The 17,310-nt window shown below is 40.9% G+C and carries 24 protein-coding genes; 15 read left to right on the top strand and 9 right to left on the bottom strand.

Annotated elements, in window-relative coordinates; genetic code table 11:
* Positions 1 to 71 precede the first annotated feature (71 nt).
* Positions 72 to 737 carry a lytic transglycosylase domain-containing protein gene (locus BS1321_RS06055; RefSeq protein ID WP_311631683.1) on the bottom strand — a complete coding sequence of 222 codons (666 nt, stop codon included), beginning with the start codon at positions 735 to 737 and terminating at the stop codon, positions 72 to 74.
* 22 nt (positions 738 to 759) lie between these two features.
* A complete protein-coding gene (locus BS1321_RS06050) occupies positions 760 to 1,338 on the bottom strand; it encodes a CYTH domain-containing protein (RefSeq protein WP_063232172.1) in 579 nt (192 codons plus the stop codon).
* Between the two features lie 319 nt (positions 1,339 to 1,657).
* Between BS1321_RS06050 and yjbM the strand changes: the two genes are divergently transcribed.
* Genes yjbM through BS1321_RS06035 form a run of 3 tightly spaced genes read left to right on the top strand, consistent with a single transcriptional unit; the run spans position 1,658 to position 4,055 of the window.
* Positions 1,658 to 2,278, top strand: a complete 621-nt coding sequence (gene yjbM, locus BS1321_RS06045; protein ID WP_034314484.1) for a GTP diphosphokinase — start codon at positions 1,658 to 1,660, stop codon at positions 2,276 to 2,278.
* Between the two features lie 50 nt (positions 2,279 to 2,328).
* Positions 2,329 to 3,123, top strand: a complete 795-nt coding sequence (locus BS1321_RS06040; RefSeq protein WP_053534153.1) for an NAD kinase — start codon at positions 2,329 to 2,331, stop codon at positions 3,121 to 3,123.
* A 17-nt stretch (positions 3,124 to 3,140) separates the two neighbouring features.
* A complete protein-coding gene (locus tag BS1321_RS06035; protein WP_063232171.1) occupies positions 3,141 to 4,055 on the top strand; it encodes an RluA family pseudouridine synthase in 915 nt (304 codons plus the stop codon).
* 92 nt (positions 4,056 to 4,147) lie between these two features.
* Here BS1321_RS06035 and prpE read toward each other — a convergent pair whose 3' ends face one another.
* Positions 4,148 to 4,891: a bis(5'-nucleosyl)-tetraphosphatase PrpE gene (gene prpE, locus BS1321_RS06030; protein WP_063232170.1), complete on the bottom strand. Its 744-nt coding sequence runs from the start codon at positions 4,889 to 4,891 to the stop codon at positions 4,148 to 4,150.
* 122 nt (positions 4,892 to 5,013) lie between these two features.
* Between prpE and mgtE the strand changes: the two genes are divergently transcribed.
* Together mgtE and fabI are read left to right on the top strand one after the other, a co-directional pair.
* Entirely contained in the window at positions 5,014 to 6,384 is a 1,371-nt protein-coding gene (gene mgtE, locus BS1321_RS06025; RefSeq protein WP_063232409.1) for a magnesium transporter, read from the top strand.
* Positions 6,385 to 6,518: 134 nt separating this feature from the next.
* Positions 6,519 to 7,292, top strand: a complete 774-nt coding sequence (fabI, locus tag BS1321_RS06020; RefSeq protein WP_063232169.1) for an enoyl-ACP reductase FabI — start codon at positions 6,519 to 6,521, stop codon at positions 7,290 to 7,292.
* Here the strand turns inward: fabI and BS1321_RS06015 are convergent.
* Complete coding sequence (locus tag BS1321_RS06015) at positions 7,277 to 7,540, bottom strand: GerAB/ArcD/ProY family transporter (protein ID WP_063232168.1); 264 nt, start codon at positions 7,538 to 7,540, stop codon at positions 7,277 to 7,279. The two genes, fabI and BS1321_RS06015, sit on opposite strands and share 16 nt — an antisense overlap.
* A 216-nt stretch (positions 7,541 to 7,756) precedes the next feature.
* Between BS1321_RS06015 and BS1321_RS06010 the strand changes: the two genes are divergently transcribed.
* From BS1321_RS06010 to spoVIF, 9 genes are all read left to right on the top strand, one after another.
* Complete coding sequence (locus BS1321_RS06010; RefSeq protein WP_063232167.1) at positions 7,757 to 8,071, top strand: hypothetical protein; 315 nt, start codon at positions 7,757 to 7,759, stop codon at positions 8,069 to 8,071.
* An 11-nt stretch (positions 8,072 to 8,082) separates the two neighbouring features.
* Positions 8,083 to 8,652 carry a hypothetical protein gene (locus BS1321_RS06005; protein WP_063232166.1) on the top strand — a complete coding sequence of 190 codons (570 nt, stop codon included), beginning with the start codon at positions 8,083 to 8,085 and terminating at the stop codon, positions 8,650 to 8,652.
* A 14-nt stretch (positions 8,653 to 8,666) separates the two neighbouring features.
* A complete protein-coding gene (locus BS1321_RS06000) occupies positions 8,667 to 9,032 on the top strand; it encodes a DUF1360 domain-containing protein (RefSeq protein ID WP_063232165.1) in 366 nt (121 codons plus the stop codon).
* A gap of 289 nt (positions 9,033 to 9,321) precedes the next feature.
* Positions 9,322 to 9,819 (top strand): YhcN/YlaJ family sporulation lipoprotein, encoded by a 498-nt coding sequence (locus BS1321_RS05995; RefSeq protein WP_063232164.1) that lies wholly within the window; start codon positions 9,322 to 9,324, stop codon positions 9,817 to 9,819.
* 17 nt (positions 9,820 to 9,836) lie between these two features.
* The gene (gene spoVAC / locus BS1321_RS05990; RefSeq protein ID WP_063232163.1) at positions 9,837 to 10,307 is read left to right on the top strand and encodes a stage V sporulation protein AC; all 471 of its coding nucleotides are present in this window, start codon (positions 9,837 to 9,839) and stop codon (positions 10,305 to 10,307) included.
* A gap of 3 nt (positions 10,308 to 10,310) precedes the next feature.
* Entirely contained in the window at positions 10,311 to 11,336 is a 1,026-nt protein-coding gene (gene spoVAD, locus BS1321_RS05985) for a stage V sporulation protein AD (RefSeq protein ID WP_063232162.1), read from the top strand.
* Positions 11,337 to 11,352: 16 nt separating this feature from the next.
* The gene (spoVAE, locus tag BS1321_RS05980) at positions 11,353 to 11,709 is read left to right on the top strand and encodes a stage V sporulation protein AE (protein ID WP_057278904.1); all 357 of its coding nucleotides are present in this window, start codon (positions 11,353 to 11,355) and stop codon (positions 11,707 to 11,709) included.
* A 101-nt stretch (positions 11,710 to 11,810) separates the two neighbouring features.
* A complete protein-coding gene (locus BS1321_RS05975; protein WP_081112837.1) occupies positions 11,811 to 11,960 on the top strand; it encodes a YjcZ family sporulation protein in 150 nt (49 codons plus the stop codon).
* Positions 11,961 to 12,074: 114 nt separating this feature from the next.
* On the top strand, positions 12,075 to 12,329 hold the full coding sequence (gene spoVIF / locus BS1321_RS05970) for a sporulation-specific transcription regulator SpoVIF (RefSeq protein ID WP_034314458.1): 255 nt from the start codon (positions 12,075 to 12,077) through the stop codon (positions 12,327 to 12,329).
* Positions 12,330 to 12,367: 38 nt separating this feature from the next.
* Here spoVIF and BS1321_RS05965 read toward each other — a convergent pair whose 3' ends face one another.
* On the bottom strand, positions 12,368 to 14,641 hold the full coding sequence (locus BS1321_RS05965) for an ATP-dependent helicase (protein ID WP_063232161.1): 2,274 nt from the start codon (positions 14,639 to 14,641) through the stop codon (positions 12,368 to 12,370).
* A gap of 151 nt (positions 14,642 to 14,792) precedes the next feature.
* On the opposite strand from BS1321_RS05965, the gene BS1321_RS05960 reads away from it, so the two are divergent.
* Complete coding sequence (locus BS1321_RS05960; protein ID WP_063232160.1) at positions 14,793 to 14,981, top strand: hypothetical protein; 189 nt, start codon at positions 14,793 to 14,795, stop codon at positions 14,979 to 14,981.
* Positions 14,982 to 15,144: 163 nt separating this feature from the next.
* Here the strand turns inward: BS1321_RS05960 and BS1321_RS05955 are convergent, their stop codons facing one another.
* The 4 genes from BS1321_RS05955 to BS1321_RS05940 form a co-directional block, all read right to left on the bottom strand.
* Positions 15,145 to 15,633 (bottom strand): spore coat protein, encoded by a 489-nt coding sequence (locus BS1321_RS05955; protein ID WP_063232159.1) that lies wholly within the window; start codon positions 15,631 to 15,633, stop codon positions 15,145 to 15,147.
* A 235-nt stretch (positions 15,634 to 15,868) separates the two neighbouring features.
* A complete protein-coding gene (locus BS1321_RS05950) occupies positions 15,869 to 16,132 on the bottom strand; it encodes a hypothetical protein (RefSeq protein WP_063232158.1) in 264 nt (87 codons plus the stop codon).
* Between the two features lie 158 nt (positions 16,133 to 16,290).
* On the bottom strand, positions 16,291 to 16,719 hold the full coding sequence (locus tag BS1321_RS05945; protein WP_063232157.1) for a GNAT family N-acetyltransferase: 429 nt from the start codon (positions 16,717 to 16,719) through the stop codon (positions 16,291 to 16,293).
* A gap of 4 nt (positions 16,720 to 16,723) precedes the next feature.
* Positions 16,724 to 17,239, bottom strand: coding sequence for a YjcG family protein (locus BS1321_RS05940; protein WP_063232156.1), 516 nt, complete (start codon positions 17,237 to 17,239; stop codon positions 16,724 to 16,726).
* Positions 17,240 to 17,310 lie beyond the last annotated feature (71 nt).

Here is a 17,310-nt window from a genome sequence, read left to right as displayed (position 1 = left end):
CTGGGTTCGTGGAAGAAGCATATATTGACATGAAAAAACTGACCCGTCACAAATAATAGGGTCAGCTTGCTTTAGCTTGAAAATGTGCCATAAACTTTTTGAACATAGTTCTGAGTTTCTTTAAATGGCGGGATGCCGTTATATTTATCGACATTTCCTGGCCCTGCATTATATGCAGCAAGGGCAACCTGGATGTCCCCGTCATAGCGTGCCATCATTTGACTTAAATATTTACTCCCGCCCATGATGTTTTGTTCTGGATCGGTTGCATCATTCACCCCAAGGCTTTTTGCAGTTGCTGGCATTAACTGCATAAGGCCAGTTGCACCTGCATAACTGGTGGCTTCAGGGTTGAAGTTCGATTCTTGTTTAATGACAGACTTAATCAGTTTTTCAGGGAGATTATATAAACTGGCCGCCTGGCTGATTATATGATCATAGTTTGTTGCGGTTTCGCTGCTCTGATTGTTAGCATGGACAGTGGATATCGGATTAATGTTCATGGATGTCAGGCCGCCGGGGTGAAGAAAGGACTTCGTTTCCGCTTCCACATTAGACAATAAGGAACCCAATGTCTGCGAAGTACCTTCAAGAGCATCACCCGAAACCAGTTCCGAGAGCATGTCCTGGAAAACGGATCGAGATGAATTTGTATTTGTGATGTTGCCATTTGTGAATTGCTGGATTGCCTGCAATTCCATAAACGTTTTGAAATCTTGGATTTTCAAACTCTCCACCTCCAAATGGGCTCAAACAGGATTATTCCTGGAATTTGGCACGATAAAACCTCTTAACTTTATTTTCGGTTTCCCTTACCGGAATTTGAAGGGTTTCAAGGAGGGTCAGGAAATTTTTTTTTCCGGCTATTGCATCCGTCACTTCATATTCAAGCTCAAAGTCTTCCTGATTCAAATACGAACTATTATCTAAAACAAGTAAACCCCCTTTGTAAGGAAATTCAAGGCGGTCCGTCTTTAGTGTCCCAAAGCAGGTAAAGTCTTTTGGATCAATTCCGCATTCGAGGATAAGATGGTGGACCTCACCATCAGGGAATGTGTTATGTTTCAGAAACGCATATGCGGTTTCTTTTGGAATATCTTGATTCGTTTCCAATAATCCTTCTGTAGCGGGCTGTTTTAAAGTCAGCTCATAACGCCCGTTTTTCTCCCGGATCCTAAGCGCAGAGTCTTGATTTTTCAAAGAGAATTCGAGTGTATCGAAGTAATGATTTTTCTGTGTTTTAAAGTTCGAAGCCCCGACATCAAAGTATTCGATCAGTTGACGAAATTCTTTTTCGGTTATCAGGTTTTTAAATTCAATTTCAATATGCTGGTTCATGTGTTCCTTCCTTTCTGGCTGATTCTTAGGTTAATCATATAAGAACCATTCCAGCTGTCAAATTGAATTCAATAATTTTTTGCTATTGTACTTGAATATTTAGGAATCAATTGCAGGATATGATAAAATATAAACGTTGAGCATGGGAAATGGATTATCGTATATATAGAAATTTAATACATACTTTTTGCTAGAGAAAGATTTAATAGGATCCAGTGGTGAATTGGCATAAAGTCATGTGACTACTGGATTTAGGAGAGCGTTCTGCCCATACCAGAGTTGAACAGGCGCTTTTTAGATAGATATAGGTGGTGTGGCAATGGAGAGTTGGGACGATTTCTTGGCGCCTTATACTCAGGCTGTCGAAGAATTAAAGGTTAAGCTAAAGGGATTAAGGAAACAGTTTGAGAGAGAGAATATTCACTCACCGATCGAATTTGTAACAGGCAGGGTAAAACCGATTGTCAGCATTTTGGATAAGGCGAGCCTGAAGGATATTCCCATTGATAAATTGGGAACTGAAATTCAGGATATTGCAGGGCTTCGCATGATGTGCCAGTTCGTGGATGATATCGAACAGGTAGTTGAACTATTACGAGGTCGCAATGACTTCGAGATAGTCGAGGAGAGGAATTATATTTCCCATAAAAAAGCAAGCGGCTATCGTTCTTATCATGTTGTAATCCGCTATCCGGTCCAGACGATCCATGGCGAAAAAAATATCCTTGCCGAAATTCAAATCAGGACTCTTGCGATGAATTTTTGGGCGACGATTGAACATTCTTTAAATTATAAATATAAAGGCATTTTCCCGGAAGATATTCAACTGCGACTTAAACGTGCAGCGGAAGCGGCCTTCCTGCTTGATGCAGAGATGTCACAAATCCGTACGGAAATCCAGGAAGCACAGCGTCTTTTTTCCAGGAAGAAAGATTCTTGAACGCATAAATGGGTAAACGAGAAGAAATCTAATTTGTGAGGTGGGATTACATGAAATTTGCGATTACGTCAAAAGGAGATGCGAAATCGAATACTTTAATGCAAAGGATGCGAACGTATCTTCAGGACTTTCATTTGGAATATGACGAAGATCAGCCGGATATTGTCATTTCTGTCGGTGGTGATGGCACTTTATTATATGCTTTTCACCGTTATAAGAATCGATTGGATAAAACCGCCTTTGTTGGAGTACATACAGGACATCTTGGGTTTTATGCAGATTGGACCCCTGATGAAATTGAAAAATTGGTGATAGCTTTAGCGAAAACCCCATTTCAAATAGTGGAATATCCACTGCTCGAAACGATCGTCCGTTATCAGCATGGAGGACGGGAAGCCAGATTTTTGGCTTTGAATGAATCGACAGTCAAAAGTGTTGAAGGGACGCTCGTCATGGACGTTGAAATACGCGGCCAGCATTTCGAGACGTTCCGTGGAGATGGTTTATGCATTGCGACGCCATCTGGAAGCACGGCGTATAATAAGGCGCTTGGCGGGGCCATCGTCCATCCATCAATCGATGCCATCCAGATTACCGAATTGGCATCCATTAATAATCGGGTGTTTAGGACGGTAGGATCTCCACTTCTGCTGCCGGCACATCATACATGTATGTTCAGGCCGGTCAATGCGGTCAATTTTCAAATTACGGTCGACCATTTGTCCTTGCTTCAGGAAAATGTAAAGTCGATACAGTGCCGAGTGGCAGATGAAAAGATCCGATTTGCCAGATTCCGCCCTTTTCCTTTTTGGAAAAGAGTGCATGATTCATTTATTGCTAATTAAGGAGATATACTCACCTCATGTCAAATCAAAACTTTTCTTTGACCTGGTCGGTTTTTGAAGAGGATTCTGGCTCTTTATTGCGAGAGTTCCTCAGCAAATGCGATATTTCAAAACGAGCATTAACGGATATTAAGTTTAAAGGTGGATATATCCAGTTGAACGGCGAAGAAGTAACCGTAAGGGAACGGATTGAAACAGGCGACATCGTCACCGTCATATTTCCGCCGGAGCAGGCAAGCGAAGGTCTTTTGCCGGAACCCATCCCCCTGAATGTCAGGTATGAAGATGAGTTTGTATTGGTGGTGGCCAAGCCCCCTTCCATGAATACCATTCCTTCCCGCGAGCATCCCAACGGCAGTCTGGCGAATGGCTTGGCGGGTTATTATAGGAAGACTGGAATACAGGCAACGATCCATATAGTTACACGTCTTGATCGGGACACATCAGGTCTGGTTTTAATTGCTAAGCACCGGCATATCCATCACCTTTTAAGTGAACAGCAAAAATCAGGACAGGTTAAACGGAGATATCAAGCCATAGCTGAAGGAATCGTTGAAGGACCTGTAGGAGAGATAGTGGCGCCAATCGGACGAAAGTCGACCAGCATCATTGAACGGGAAGTCAGGGAGGATGGCAGGTATGCCCGTACCCTATTTAAGGTATTGGCACACACAGAGTCCTATACATTCCTTAATTTGGAACTCCAAACAGGGCGTACACATCAAATCAGGGTCCATATGGCTCATATTGGTCACCCGCTGGCTGGTGACGATTTATATGGAGGGAACAGGAGAGGGATCCCTCGCCAAGCCCTTCATTGTTTTGAATTGAAATTTTTACATCCTTTCACCAAGAAGATGATGTTGTTTCAAGAAGAATTACCAGAAGATATGACCCGTTTGCTCGAGGGAAGTAAAGGATGGGATTCCTGACTTTATAACGGGGCCGCATAAGAACGAATTCAAGTTTATGAAAAAATCCATAGTCGCAAAAAAAAACTCACCAAGATGGCGAGTTTTTTTGGTTAATCAAAAGATGTCCTGAATTTTTCCGCTATATATGGCATGGTTGAAGGCACCTCTTGAAGATTCATTTCGGGATAACGGACAGCCGTCAGTTTTCCACCGAAGACGCAGCCGGTATCAATGTTGTATGTATGATTGACTCGTCTAGCTTCAGGGACTGGTGTGTGTCCATATACGATCCATGTTTCCCCTTTGTATGATTGGGCCCAGTCTTTCCTGACCGGGGAACCATCGGGATGTTTAGAGCCATTGATATCACCATAGAGGACAAAGGTTTTTACCTTACTGCTATATTGACCAATATAGTCACTGCGAATTCCTGCATGGGCAATGATCAATCGCCCTTCATCAATGAGTTGATAAAGTGGGGAACGTTCATACAGATCCATGAATTTTTTTCGGATCTTCTTCTGCTCCCGAATGTTCAGTGATTCATATTCAGCTACAGTAGTCTCTAAACCGTGTGATATTTGAACTTTATTGCCTGAAAAATAACGATACAATTTATTACAGTGGTTACCTGGGGCATACCTTGCTATATTTTGGTTAATGACTAATTCATGGACAACCTCGATTACTTGAAGGGAATTTGGGCCGCGATCGGTTAAATCCCCTACAAAGCCGAGAATCCTTCCAGAGGGATGTACAGGAAACCCAGTCTCCCATGTATAGCCCATTTTTTCGGTCAGCTGCCTGAATTCAGCGAAACATCCATGAATGTCCCCTATGATATCGATGTTCATTTGACACACCCTTTGTTTGTTTTGTATATGTTTATGGTATTAGTATAGTATTATTTAAAAAAATAAAATATAAACGATAAAATGAAAAAATATGTTTTAGGAGGTGTATGGTTATGGAGGAGATGAAGGACCGGGAGCGGGAGAGTAGTCAAATGAATAACGAGCTTTTGCTTGATGCGCTTAAAAAGGAAAATCTAGAACAGTTTCGTACGGAGTTCCTTGAAATGCATCCGTATGATCAGGCTCAATTTTATACAAGTTTGTCAGATGAATTCAGATCCGTCGTTTACACATATTTGTCACCGGAAGAAATGGCGGCCCTTTTTGAAAATATAGAAATAGATGAAGAGGATTACGAAAGCCTGTTGGCTGAAATGAATCCTTCTTACGCAGCCGATATGCTTTCCCATATGTATGCGGATGATGCGGCTGACGTCCTGAATGAAATCAATGATGAGCAGGCCGTCAGCTATTTGACCATCATGGATGATGAAGCGGCAAGTGAAATCCAGGAGCTTCTGAACTATGAGGAATCTACGGCAGGAAGTATCATGACGACAGAGTTCATTGCCATTGAAGCAAACGAAACGGCTCGATCAGCCATGCAGATCTTAAAAAGGGAAGCTCCGGAAGCGGAAACGATATATTATGTGTTCGTTACCGATCAGGATAAGAAGCTGCTTGGTGTTTTATCGCTCAGGACATTGATCATAGCTGATGAAGATGCTTTAATCGGTGATTTAATGGATGACAGGGTAGTTTCCGTACCTGTATCTGAAGACCAGGAAGAGGTGGCACGAAAAATAAGGGACTATAACTTCCTTGCCGTGCCGGTCGTCGATTTCCAAAACCATTTGTTAGGGATTATTACGGTTGATGATATCATTGATGTCATGGATGAAGAGGCATCCGATGATTATTCTAAATTGGCAGGTATATCTGATCTTGATCATGTTGATAAGAGTCCATTTTCAGCTGCAAAAAAACGGCTGCCATGGTTGGTCATCCTCTTGTTTTTAGGCTTGCTGACTGCGAGTTTGATCGGGCGATTCGAAGAGACACTAAGCCAAAAAGCGATTCTTGCTGTATTTATTCCATTGATTGGCGGCATGGCTGGAAATACAGGAACACAAGCATTGGCAGTAGCGGTCAGAGGAATCGCAACAGGTGAATTAGAACAGGAAAGCAAGTGGAAACTAGTCCTTCGAGAGGCTGGAACTGGCCTTATTATTGGCCTGACATGCGGAATTGCCATCATTTTTATCGTTTATTTTTGGCAAAACGATTTAATGCTAGGACTATTAGTCGGTATTTCGATTTTCATTACTCTAATCGTTGCCACACTTGCGGGTTCAATTGTCCCGCTTCTCATGCATAAAATGAAAATCGACCCAGCAGTAGCTTCAGGTCCTTTCATTACAACTATCAACGATCTTATCAGTATTCTGATTTATTTCGGATTAGCAACATTATTAATGGGCTATTTACAATAAGTTAAAGAGGGTCCTCTTGGAGGGTTATTACCAGAGGACTTTAGAAAACGTTGTTTTTATCAAAGGAATTTTGATATACTGTCATTAGTAGCAGGTACTAATAACTTGTATTAAAAAATAGGAGGTCACATACGATGACTTTTTCATTAGAGGGAAAAACGTTTGTCATAATGGGTGTAGCGAATAAAAGAAGTATTGCATGGGGAGTTGCCCGTTCCTTACATAAAGCAGGTGCAAAGCTGATATTCACTTACGGAAAAGACCGTACGGAAAAAAGCGTTAGAGAACTATCTTCTACATTGGAAGGTGAGCCTTCCACCATTTTACAATGTGATGTAACGAAGGATGAAAGCATTGAAAAATGTTTTGCGACGATTAAGGAAGGAACAGGTATCATTCATGGCGTGGCACACAGTATCGCATTCGCTAACAAGGAAGAGTTGGACGGTGAGTTCGTCAACACGAGCCGTGAAGGGTTCTTGCTTGCCCATAATATCAGTTCATTCTCTTTAACGGCTGTAGCTAAAGCGGCGAAGGAAATCATGCCGGAAGGTGGCAGCATTGTCACAATGACGTATCTTGGCGGTGAACGGGTCATGCCAAATTATAATGTAATGGGAGTGGCTAAGGCTTCACTTGAAGCCAATGTCCGTTACCTCTCAAGTGATCTTGGCAAAGATAACATTCGAGTGAATGCAATTTCAGCAGGACCAATCCGTACCTTATCCGCTAAAGGTGTTCGTGACTTCAATACAATTTTAAAGAAGATTGAGGAAGAAGCACCGCTCCGTCGTACAACGACTCCGGAAGAAGTAGGGGATACAGCAGTATTTTTATTAAGTGACATGTCCCGCGGAATTACCGGGGAAAATATCCATGTGGATTCTGGTTATCATATAATTGGATGACAGTAAAGAAGGGGGCCGATATCGGTCCCCTTTTTTAATATGTTGGTCTGACCGGTGGCTTTGTGAATGTAAAATAAAAGTAAACACCAAATCATTATCAACCCAAAAGCAAGCAGTACGGAAATCCATCCGTCCCGTTTTGCACTTGGCAGTAAATGAGGAAGAATCGTTACATGATTTTTTAAACCGACAGCCGTCATCACGATTAAAGATAGTTGTACGGTTGAAACCTTTCCATTTTTCCCCATCTTAGGAACTCCTTTAACAACCATTATTTATTAGTTTTCTCCACTAATCCCCTACATATCCAAGATTGGTTGATGTCCTTTTTTTGGGGAACGGCACATCCCCAGCATAAAGAAGGGTGAATCTCATATAAATGATACATAGAGCTGATATTCATTGTTTGAGAATCGGCAAAAACCTGCTTTCAACCCTATTCGTGAAAAAGAAGGAGGGGCATCATGGACGTGAAGAAAGTTGGTCTGCCTTGTGCTGTTGGAAAACAAACCATACACCATACGCTGAAGAGACAAATTAATTTGAATGAAAAAAATATCAGCACTTCATATACCGCCGAGGAATTGGTGGAGCTATTGTCCCGACTTCCAGCCTTTGCACCTAAGCCTGTATGTAAGTTCATCATCAATGACCGTACACTATTCGGGAAATTGGAACAAAAAAAAGAGTCAAGTTTGTTCATAAGGCATAAATTCGGGAAAAAAGTTGTCCAATACCAGATGGAACAGCTGCAGTCTGTGGATATTCTGAAATATTAAGGAGGATTTTCATGTCAGAGAAAAATGGCGATAAGGAATCCAAACCACTTTTATATGTCGATCAAGCAAAGATATCAGATCTGCGTGGGAATATGCAAAGTGATTTTCGAACGAAAAAAGATACACCTCAAGACAGCGCTGAGCCGGAACTTCAAGAAGCCGAGGATAAAGAAGAAAAAATCGAAAAGGTCAAACGCGAATTTGGTGTTTATGATGCCATGAAGGAAATTGAAAAAGAGATTTCGGGATTAAGGGAAATCACCGAACAATATATCCCTGAGCAAACTCCGGTTGAACAAATGGAACATCCTGAACAAATAGAACAGGAAAACGAAAAGCCAGTTAAAAGAAAAAGGAAAAAGGTGGAGAAGAAAGAATCTTCCCGGGACATCATTTCCCGCCTATCCAATCATCAAGGTTTTCCAAAGCCATTATGTGAGGCTGTTATTAACGGAGAAAAGCTTCAGTTTTATGTGTTGGGAATGAAGGGGGAATCAGTGAAGATTAAAAGAGGGAACCGTATTCGTTTCGTGGGTCTGCCGGATATTATCGATGCCAAAATAATTGAAGAATCCAAGTGAAGGAGCAATATTAGATGTTTCCCCCACAAAATGAATTTACCTTATTTATAATATTAGGCTTGGCTTCCTTCAGGCTGACCCGCTTGATCGTTTTCGATAAAATCATTGAGCCGCTGCGCCGCCCCTTTTTTAAAGAGATAGAGGAAAAAAATGAAGAAGGAGATGTGGAAATATTTTTAATGCCCAAGGAAAAGGGCCTGCTTGGCTGGTTTGGACAATTGCTAAGCTGTTTTTGGTGCGTGGGTGTCTGGGTCAGTCTTTTTCTGGTTTTTCTTTATATCCAACATTGGTTTATAGGCGACGTACTGATATTAATCCTTGCCGTAGCAGCAGTAGGAGCGATTATTGAGGTCATAATCAGCAAAATTATGGACAATTGATTGGAAACAACTTGTCTCTTCGTTCATATAGTATGATATAGATCTTAAAGGAGGAGTCATAAATTGAATCAGAAACAGAATCCATGGACTTATGCCAAACCGATCAAAAAAGATCAGCCGGTCAAAATCAAAAAAGACTGTGGTTGTAATAATAACAATAAAAATAAAGGCTATTGAGTAAAAAACCTTTCCACTTCGGAAAGGTTTTTTTATTTCCTAATCCTACCATTCATAAAAATACAGTTAAACAAGAAAATAACAATAGAACGATAAATTAGGATGTGATTCAATGTTCAGACAAGGAAGGTATTTTAAGGGTAGCTTGCTGGTTTTTATAGTTGTTTTGTGTGTGCTTTCTGCATGCAGCAATAAGAATGATGGAAAAACGGAGAATTTAGCAATGATTAAACGTACGAATCCTGAACCAATGGATATCATTAATGGAATGGATGAGAAGGATGAAAAGGGACTGATCTCAAAGGTCAAGAAAACAGTTGCTAATGAAGACACGATCTATGACGTGATAGTCGTGAAAAACGAAAAAAAGATTATCGTCGCTTATAAAGTTAAGCATTTACAACGCTTTCATATGAAGAAAATTGAAAAGGCTGTGACTGAAAATCTGGAAGAGAAGTTTCCCAAAAATGATTTTATCGTATCAAGCGATTATAAAATCTTTTTGGAATCTGTAAGATTGAACGAGTTACTCAAGGAAAAAGATGTACCTGAGAAAAAGGCAAGGAAGAAGTTCAAGGAAATTGAAGAACTTCAAAAAGAATTAATTTAGAAGAGAGGTTCAGCACTATGAGCGGCAAGGAGAAAACGACCCCCGTGCAGGATGCGTATCAAGAGCTTCAAGGGAAGCATGAAATTAAAAGACCAATAGTGAAGAATTGTTTGAAAGCCTTTTTAGTAGGTGGCATTTTCTGCATAGTGGGACAAGCTATTTCCTACTTCTATATTTACTTTTTCAACTTTACGGAACAGACAGCCGGTGGTCCGACAACTGCTACCATGGTGTTCCTGGCTCTTTTGATGACCGGTTTCGGATTTTACGACCGCATTGGCCAGTTTGGTGGGGCAGGAAGTGCCGTCCCTGTTACAGGATTCGGAAACGCAGTCATTTCGGCAGCAATCGAACATCGGACGGAAGGTTTTGTACTTGGTGTTGGATCCAATATGTTTAAATTGGCCGGATCGGTCATTTTATTTGGAGTATTTTCAGCCTTTGTCGTGGCATTGATAAAAACGATTTATCAAATGATTGGGGGCTAAGCGGTGTTAAAGGGAAAACAATCATGGATGTTCACCAATAAGCCGGTCATCTTGGAAACAGGGGTAACAGGCGGGCCATTTGAAGCAAATGGAGAAATCGCGGGTGATTTCGATATTCTATACGACGATTTGTGGATGGAGCAGGATTCATATGAGAAGGCTCATCGACATTTGATTGAAAAAGCGGTTGAGCTTGCATTGGAAAAAGGTAAGATCGACAAGGAACAGGTACAATTTTTCTTGGCGGGTGATTTAATCAATCAGGTTACACCTACAAGCTTTGCAGCCAGAACTAATGGAATTCCATATTTCGGCTTGTTTGGAGCCTGTTCCACTTCAATGGAAGGGCTTGCTCTAGCTGCCTTCATCACTAATTATGGCGGGGCTGACTATGTGTTGACAGGCGCCTCGAGCCACAATGCAGCTGTTGAAAAACAATTTCGCTATCCAACTGAATATGGAGGGCAAAAACCACCTACAGCTCAATGGACGATAACAGGAGCAGGGGTGGCGCTGGTTGCTCCTAATGGAAGCAAGCAAGGGGAATTTCCCCATATTGTCTCAGCCACTATCGGAAAGGTCATTGACATGGGATTGAAAGATCCTTTCAATATGGGGGGAGCGATGGCCCCGGCGGCCGTCGATACGATACTTGCCCATTTCAAAGATACTGGTTTGACCCCGGATGATTATGATTTCATCATTACCGGTGATTTAGGTCAAATAGGGAGGGAGACAGCGATTGACTTATTAAAGCAAAAGGGCTGTGACATCAATCAGGAAAAATTCAAGGATTGCGGATTGATGATTTTTAAAAAGGATCAGCCTGTTTTGGCTGGCGGGAGCGGTGCGGGATGTTCGGCAGTGGTTTTATACGGTCATATACTAAATGAAATGATTTCTGGTAAATACAAAAAAATCCTGCTTGTCGCAACAGGAGCATTATTGTCACCACTTTCGGTCCAGCAAAAAGATACGATTCCGTGCATTGCCCATGCGGTAGCCATTGAATATGGGATGAATTCATGAAAAAGGAGAGATTTCGATGTTAGCAATGTTTTTTTGGGCCTTTGTCATCGGTGGCTTGATCTGTGTAGTCGGCCAGCTTCTTTTTGATGTTGCTAAGCTGACACCAGCACATACGCTAAGCTTGTTCGTTGTAATAGGAGCTGTCCTTGGCGGATTTGATTTATATGAGCCACTTGTTGACTTTGCCGGTGCTGGAGCAACCATACCGATCGTTTCGTTTGGGAACTCACTGGTGAACGGGGCGATGATGGAATCGGAAAAGCATGGTCTGGTTGGCGTACTGACTGGTATGTTTGAAATTACAAGTTCCGGTATCTCTGCAGCAATCATCTTTGGATTCATCGGAGCTTTGGTTTTCAGACCAAAAGGATAAAATAAGCTAATTAGGCAGCCTGGACTAGGACATGGCCTATACATATTTGTCCAGACCTACATATGTTATCAGTAAGCTTTAGCGAGAGCGAGGTGATATATATGTTTGGTTATGGTGGCTACGGTTGTTGTGTCAGCGGTTATGGATACGGCGGCGGTTATGGCGGAGGCTACGGTGGCGGCGGTTCTACTTTCGCGATAATCGTTGTATTATTTATCCTATTGATCATTGTAGGGGCTTCTTTCTGCTAAGGTAAATGGAATAGGCAGAAGAAGCCTATTCCATTTATTTTTTTATTTGTTGGGCCTAGCACCATTTTTCTGATATTGCCATAGGATAGGTACAGAAAAGGGAGGGGCTTAGGTATGGATAATAACTTTTTTAAAAACATAGAAGGTAAAACGGGCGTAAATATGAAAGATGTATTAGAATTGGCAAACTCGCTGCAAGGAGCCAATTTCAAAGATGAAACAACAGTTAGGAACGTCATTAAGCGCGTATCAAAAATAGCGAACAAACCGGTCAATAAGGAAACGGAAGATAAAATCGTCCATTCCATCGTAGCTGAAGGGAATAAACTGGATTTCGGGACTATTTCCAATATGATAAATAAAAAGTGACAAATAAGGCCTGCTATCATGCAGGCCTTTTTATTTTATCAAAGCTTCAGGAAACGTGATGGATGGGATGTCCGTCCGCGTCTAGTTTGCAGGATGGATAGGTAAAGATCCTTTTTAGCCCTGGTTGCCGCTACATAGAGCAAACGTCTTTCCTCTTCAAGAGGGGATAGTTCCCCTTTTCGGTAAGATTCAAGTGCGAAATCATGAGGAATGCTGCCATCGACAGCAGCAAGAACATAAACGGTTTGATACTCAAGCCCTTTGGAACGGTGTATGGTTGTAAGCTGTATCGCATCCTTAAAATGTTTAGACAGCTGTTTTATCTCTTGGACCATGGCAGTCATATGGTCGACATGTTCAAGGAAAGCAGCGACTGTAGGAAAACGATTTGCTGCCACCTTTAGGTCGCGGATGTCATCGGAACCTTTTTCAAGGTTCGCTTCATTTCCGCGTTTTTTTACATATTCCTGGTATCCTAAATCTTTCTCGATGATTTCTAAAGCTACGAGTGGCGACATAATTTTTAATGAGCGGATCTGCCCTGGGATCGTTTTTAGTTTTCGTTCTTGAAAAGCATGTCCCGTCTTAACAAAAGCAAATGCATCAATAAAATCACAGTCCTGGAGGATTGTCTGTGCTTTTAACTCCTGTAATATACTTTGTTTTAAAAATAAGGCGGAAAGAACATCGGATGCTGCCTTGCTATCATGGGGAAATAAACTCAAGCGCATAAAGGCAAGCATGCCGCGAATGACCCTGCGCTGATAAAACGAATCCGCATCCTTTTCAATGACGAATGGCAGGTTGGAAGCGGCTAGCCGTTCAAAAATGGCCCTGGACATCGTGTGTGTCCTGTACAATACTGCAAAGTCCCCAGGGTTTGCTCCCTTGGATATTTTCTCTTGGATATCGGATACGATCATCGTTGCTTCCAATTCCTCATCATAAGGATAAAATAAAACAGGGGGATTTCCTGAATCATGCTGTGCCCTCATCTTTTTCTCCATCCGGTTCTGGTTGCGCTTGATCAATCTGTTCGCTGTAGCGACAATTTCATGGGAAGAGCGGTAATTCTCCGTCAGCTTCACAACTTGGGATTGAGGGAAATCATGATTGAAATTCAAAATATACTTCGGATCGCTTCCCCGGAATGAATAGATGGATTGATCATCATCTCCAACTGCACATACATTTTTTGATTCAGCAGAGAGGAGTTTTATCAGTTCATATTGAACTTTATTGATATCCTGAAACTCATCTACCAAAAAATAGTTAAACCTTTGTTGATATTTCTTTAAGAAATCCGGGTGATTTTTTAAAAATACATAACAGCCTACAAGCATATCATCGAAATCATACTTCCCTGTTTGCTGTTTATATTCTTCATATTTCTTATATAAAAATAAACACGATTTCTCCCAATCGTCCTTAGGGTGAATATCTTCTGGAAAGGCCAATGAGTTTTTCCAAAGCCCAATTTGTTGAAGGGCTTGATCATATGCAAATTCCTTATCATCAAGTTCCAATTCCCTGCCAGCCTGTTTCAATATCTTTTCTTTTTCCCACTCCCACTTCAATAGGAAATCGCGCTGCCATTTGGCTGGTTCATGGAAAATCAGGATTTTATAAAAGATGCTATGAAAGGTCCCGCTAACGATTTGAGAAACAAGGGAAGGAGTCATATAGGGATAGCCGAGCAGACGCTGCTGCATTTCCTTTGCGGATTTCGCCGTAAATGTTACAAGCATGATACTTTTTGGATCAATCTTTTTCACTGTAAGCATATAGGCAGTACGTACCGTCAATACGCGGGTTTTCCCGCTGCCTGCTCCTGATAGGACGAGAATGGGACCATCGATAGTCATTACCGCCTTGAGTTGCTCTGCATCGAGAACTACCCCTGATGAGGATAATTCTTGAAAGTATGGTTCCTCAGATGGTGCCAGGCCATATGGTTTATCTGAATATTTCGGATTGCCGGTTATGGGCCGGCTTTTAAGGAAAGGTTCTGTAATGGTTTTTATTTCCGTAATGGTTCGTGATGTAGGAATCCTAAATCCATTCTGTTCCATATATTCTAATGGCTTGTCCTCATTTATTGGTTCTGAAATTGGCATTTCACAGGGTCCCTGCGATGGGTCACTATGATAAAAATATGGTGTCTCATGGATTCCAATAAATAATTTCACTGTTTTATGACAAATGATACAAGAAAGCTGATCACGTTTTCCTTTTTCAAAAAGTGTCTGCAGCTCACCAGCTGAAACGGTATGTAAATGTACGATTTCATTGCCAGATTTTGCTTGATTCATATAAATGGATACCTCTAATCTATTAAAAATATCGGCAATACTCATCATACCAGAAGATTAGAAAAAAAGAATGCGGAAATCATGTTTAAATATTGTTCTGGATGGGTAATTAACTGGCAACATACATATTTAAATATAAGGAGGGGTTACTTTGGGATACATAGCTCCTGTCACACAATTTGATTATATTCAATATGCCAACCGGACGGCCGAAGCTGCAGAGAAAGTAAGAATTGTTATAGGTACGACACCCATTCAACCTATCCGTTTTGATCAGGTGTTGGTTAGGGAAGGGGATGCGTTGAAGGATTATATCAATATCAAGATAATGATCGAGTAAGTACATATGGAGCAGGCACATATAAATATCAACGGGGCATGAGGGGCAGTGAAGAATTAATGGCTGAAATGACAGGAAAAGGCGGGTTTTTCAACGAAAATTGTCTAGATATGCCATGAAAAACAAAAGAGGACACGTGAAGTGTCCTTTTTGTGTTGATTCCTTAGAGAATGTCAATTTCCACGATTAGAGCTAACAATAGTTGCAGCAATAGTTGGATGTTAAGAGCGATTTGTGCATCAGTTGTTGTGATGTCGATATCACGGCTGTTTTCAACAATTGTTTTTTGGCGCGTGATTTGTTTAACATTTGAAGATTGGATTAATTCTTGAGTGATCTTTTCAGCATTATCAGCATCTGCGATGGAAATGCTTACGATGACCGCAATTGCAGCTTGTAGAGCAGCTTGTAGAGAAAGGGCCGCTTTAACATCCGTTGAAGTGATATTTACATTACAAGAATCTTTAATGTAAATAAGTTCTTCGGAAAGCTGAAGTTGATTATTATCCTGTTTTGCCTCTTGGTCAATTCGTGTGTCATCGTCGTTACAGAATCCTGACAGGGGATGTCTGGAAGCGGAATCTAGAGCCGACCATGATCTTTCAGAGTCATCATGTGTGTTACAGTTGCTACGATATACATTTTGGTTCATGTTGTTTTTTCCTCCTTAGGTTTTATTCCCTATTAAAATATGCTTTGATGGGTAATCGGGTTGGACGAATAAATCAGTTAATTCGTCTATTTTTTAAATACTTAGATAAAGTATTAGTGTGTGGGGGATGAATAATAAAGAAGCTGGAGCTTTAGGAATGAAATGTAAGTGCTGCTATGTCTTGTTTTACTTATTTCTCGCCAGCAAGTAAGGTTTAATTAGGTGATATGGTGCATCATTTTTTTTTGGAATCCGTGAATTTGTTGTGAATGGAATTTGTAACTGGATTAACATCATGTTCCGTGATGTTCTTTTCTTGGTTTATGATTTTTTGTGATTGCTCTTGTAAATAGCGAATGGTTTCTTTAAGGTTGTTTCTCTCTTTTTCAGTTAAATCGACATTTTCCTTTTTGAAACCATGTTTTCTCATAGTCCTCGAAACCAGCAGTTCCATCAGTCTTTTTTGAGACTCCTCCAGGTTAAATTCATTGTTACCCATAAAATTTTCCCTCCTTCTTGCTTTCTATATATAGACTATGTATTTTTGCGGAGATTGCCATTGAACGGAAATGGTTTTTTTATAAAACGATAATTTAAGTTCATGAACAAACAAAAAAAGCTGTCCAATCAGAAGACTGAAAGGACAGCTTTTTTATATCATAAAATGGTTTTCTTCATCGTTTTATGAGGAATGCCAGCATCCATGAATTCGTCGGAAACGATCTCGTACCCTAATTTCGAATAAAAAGGGATCGCATGTACCTGGGAATCAAGCTTCAATTGAAGGACTTCCTGCTGGATTGCGTATTCCTCAATAGCATTCATGATCATGGCACCGGCACCATTTTTACGCCCCGATGATAGTACACAAATGCGCTGGACTTTACCTATGTTGTCGATGACCCTGAAGCGGCCGGCACCGATTGGCTGTTGCTGCTCATCATATAAAACGAAATGTGTAGACTCTTCTTCATATTCATCGATCTCTTCTTCAAGAGGGACGTTTTGTTCTTGGACAAACACTTTTTTTCTAATCATATAAGCATTTTCAAGCTCTTGGCTGTTCTCTGCGATCTTTACAAACACGAAATCATTCAGCTCCTAATCTAAATGTTTCATAAACGGTCCATGCCCCGTCTTCAAGTTGATACAGCAAGTGAACTCGTTTCACTTCTTCTTCATGGCTGATGTCAAGCATGCTTAGTTGGCCTAACACATCAGAATGCTCATTATCGGATAAATCTTGAGCGATGGTAATATGAGGGACAAATGCATGTTCACTTTCACTTTTGATGAAGTCCTCATTGTTAAGTGCATCATGCAGCTCTTGAAGCCCTTCGGATAATTCCACTTTGAAATAAATAGTATTGCTTACGGGTTGGAAAGACTTCGTTTTCGTTACGCTCAACGTAAAAGGCCTGCACTTTTGAGCTATGCCTTTTAATTGTTCCGCGATTGTTGAAATTTCCATATCCGTCGCTTCGAACGTTGGTTTAAGCGTCAGATGCGGTGGTATGAAAGCATATTTCGTATCATACCGTTTGCGATAGGAGTTAGCTAAATCTTGAAGTTTTTTTGAAGGGAAAATTGCTACACCATATTTCATAAATAAAACCTCCTGATATTTTTATTGTTGTATTATAGTTGGACATGTTTTTTCTAGAAACCATCTCAAAG

Origin of the sequence: Peribacillus simplex NBRC 15720 = DSM 1321 (assembly GCF_002243645.1) — a bacterium.
Taxonomy (GTDB): domain Bacteria; phylum Bacillota; class Bacilli; order Bacillales; family DSM-1321; genus Peribacillus; species Peribacillus simplex.
Note: the sequence above shows the minus strand (reverse complement) of the source record. Positions and strands in the feature narration are given on the sequence as shown.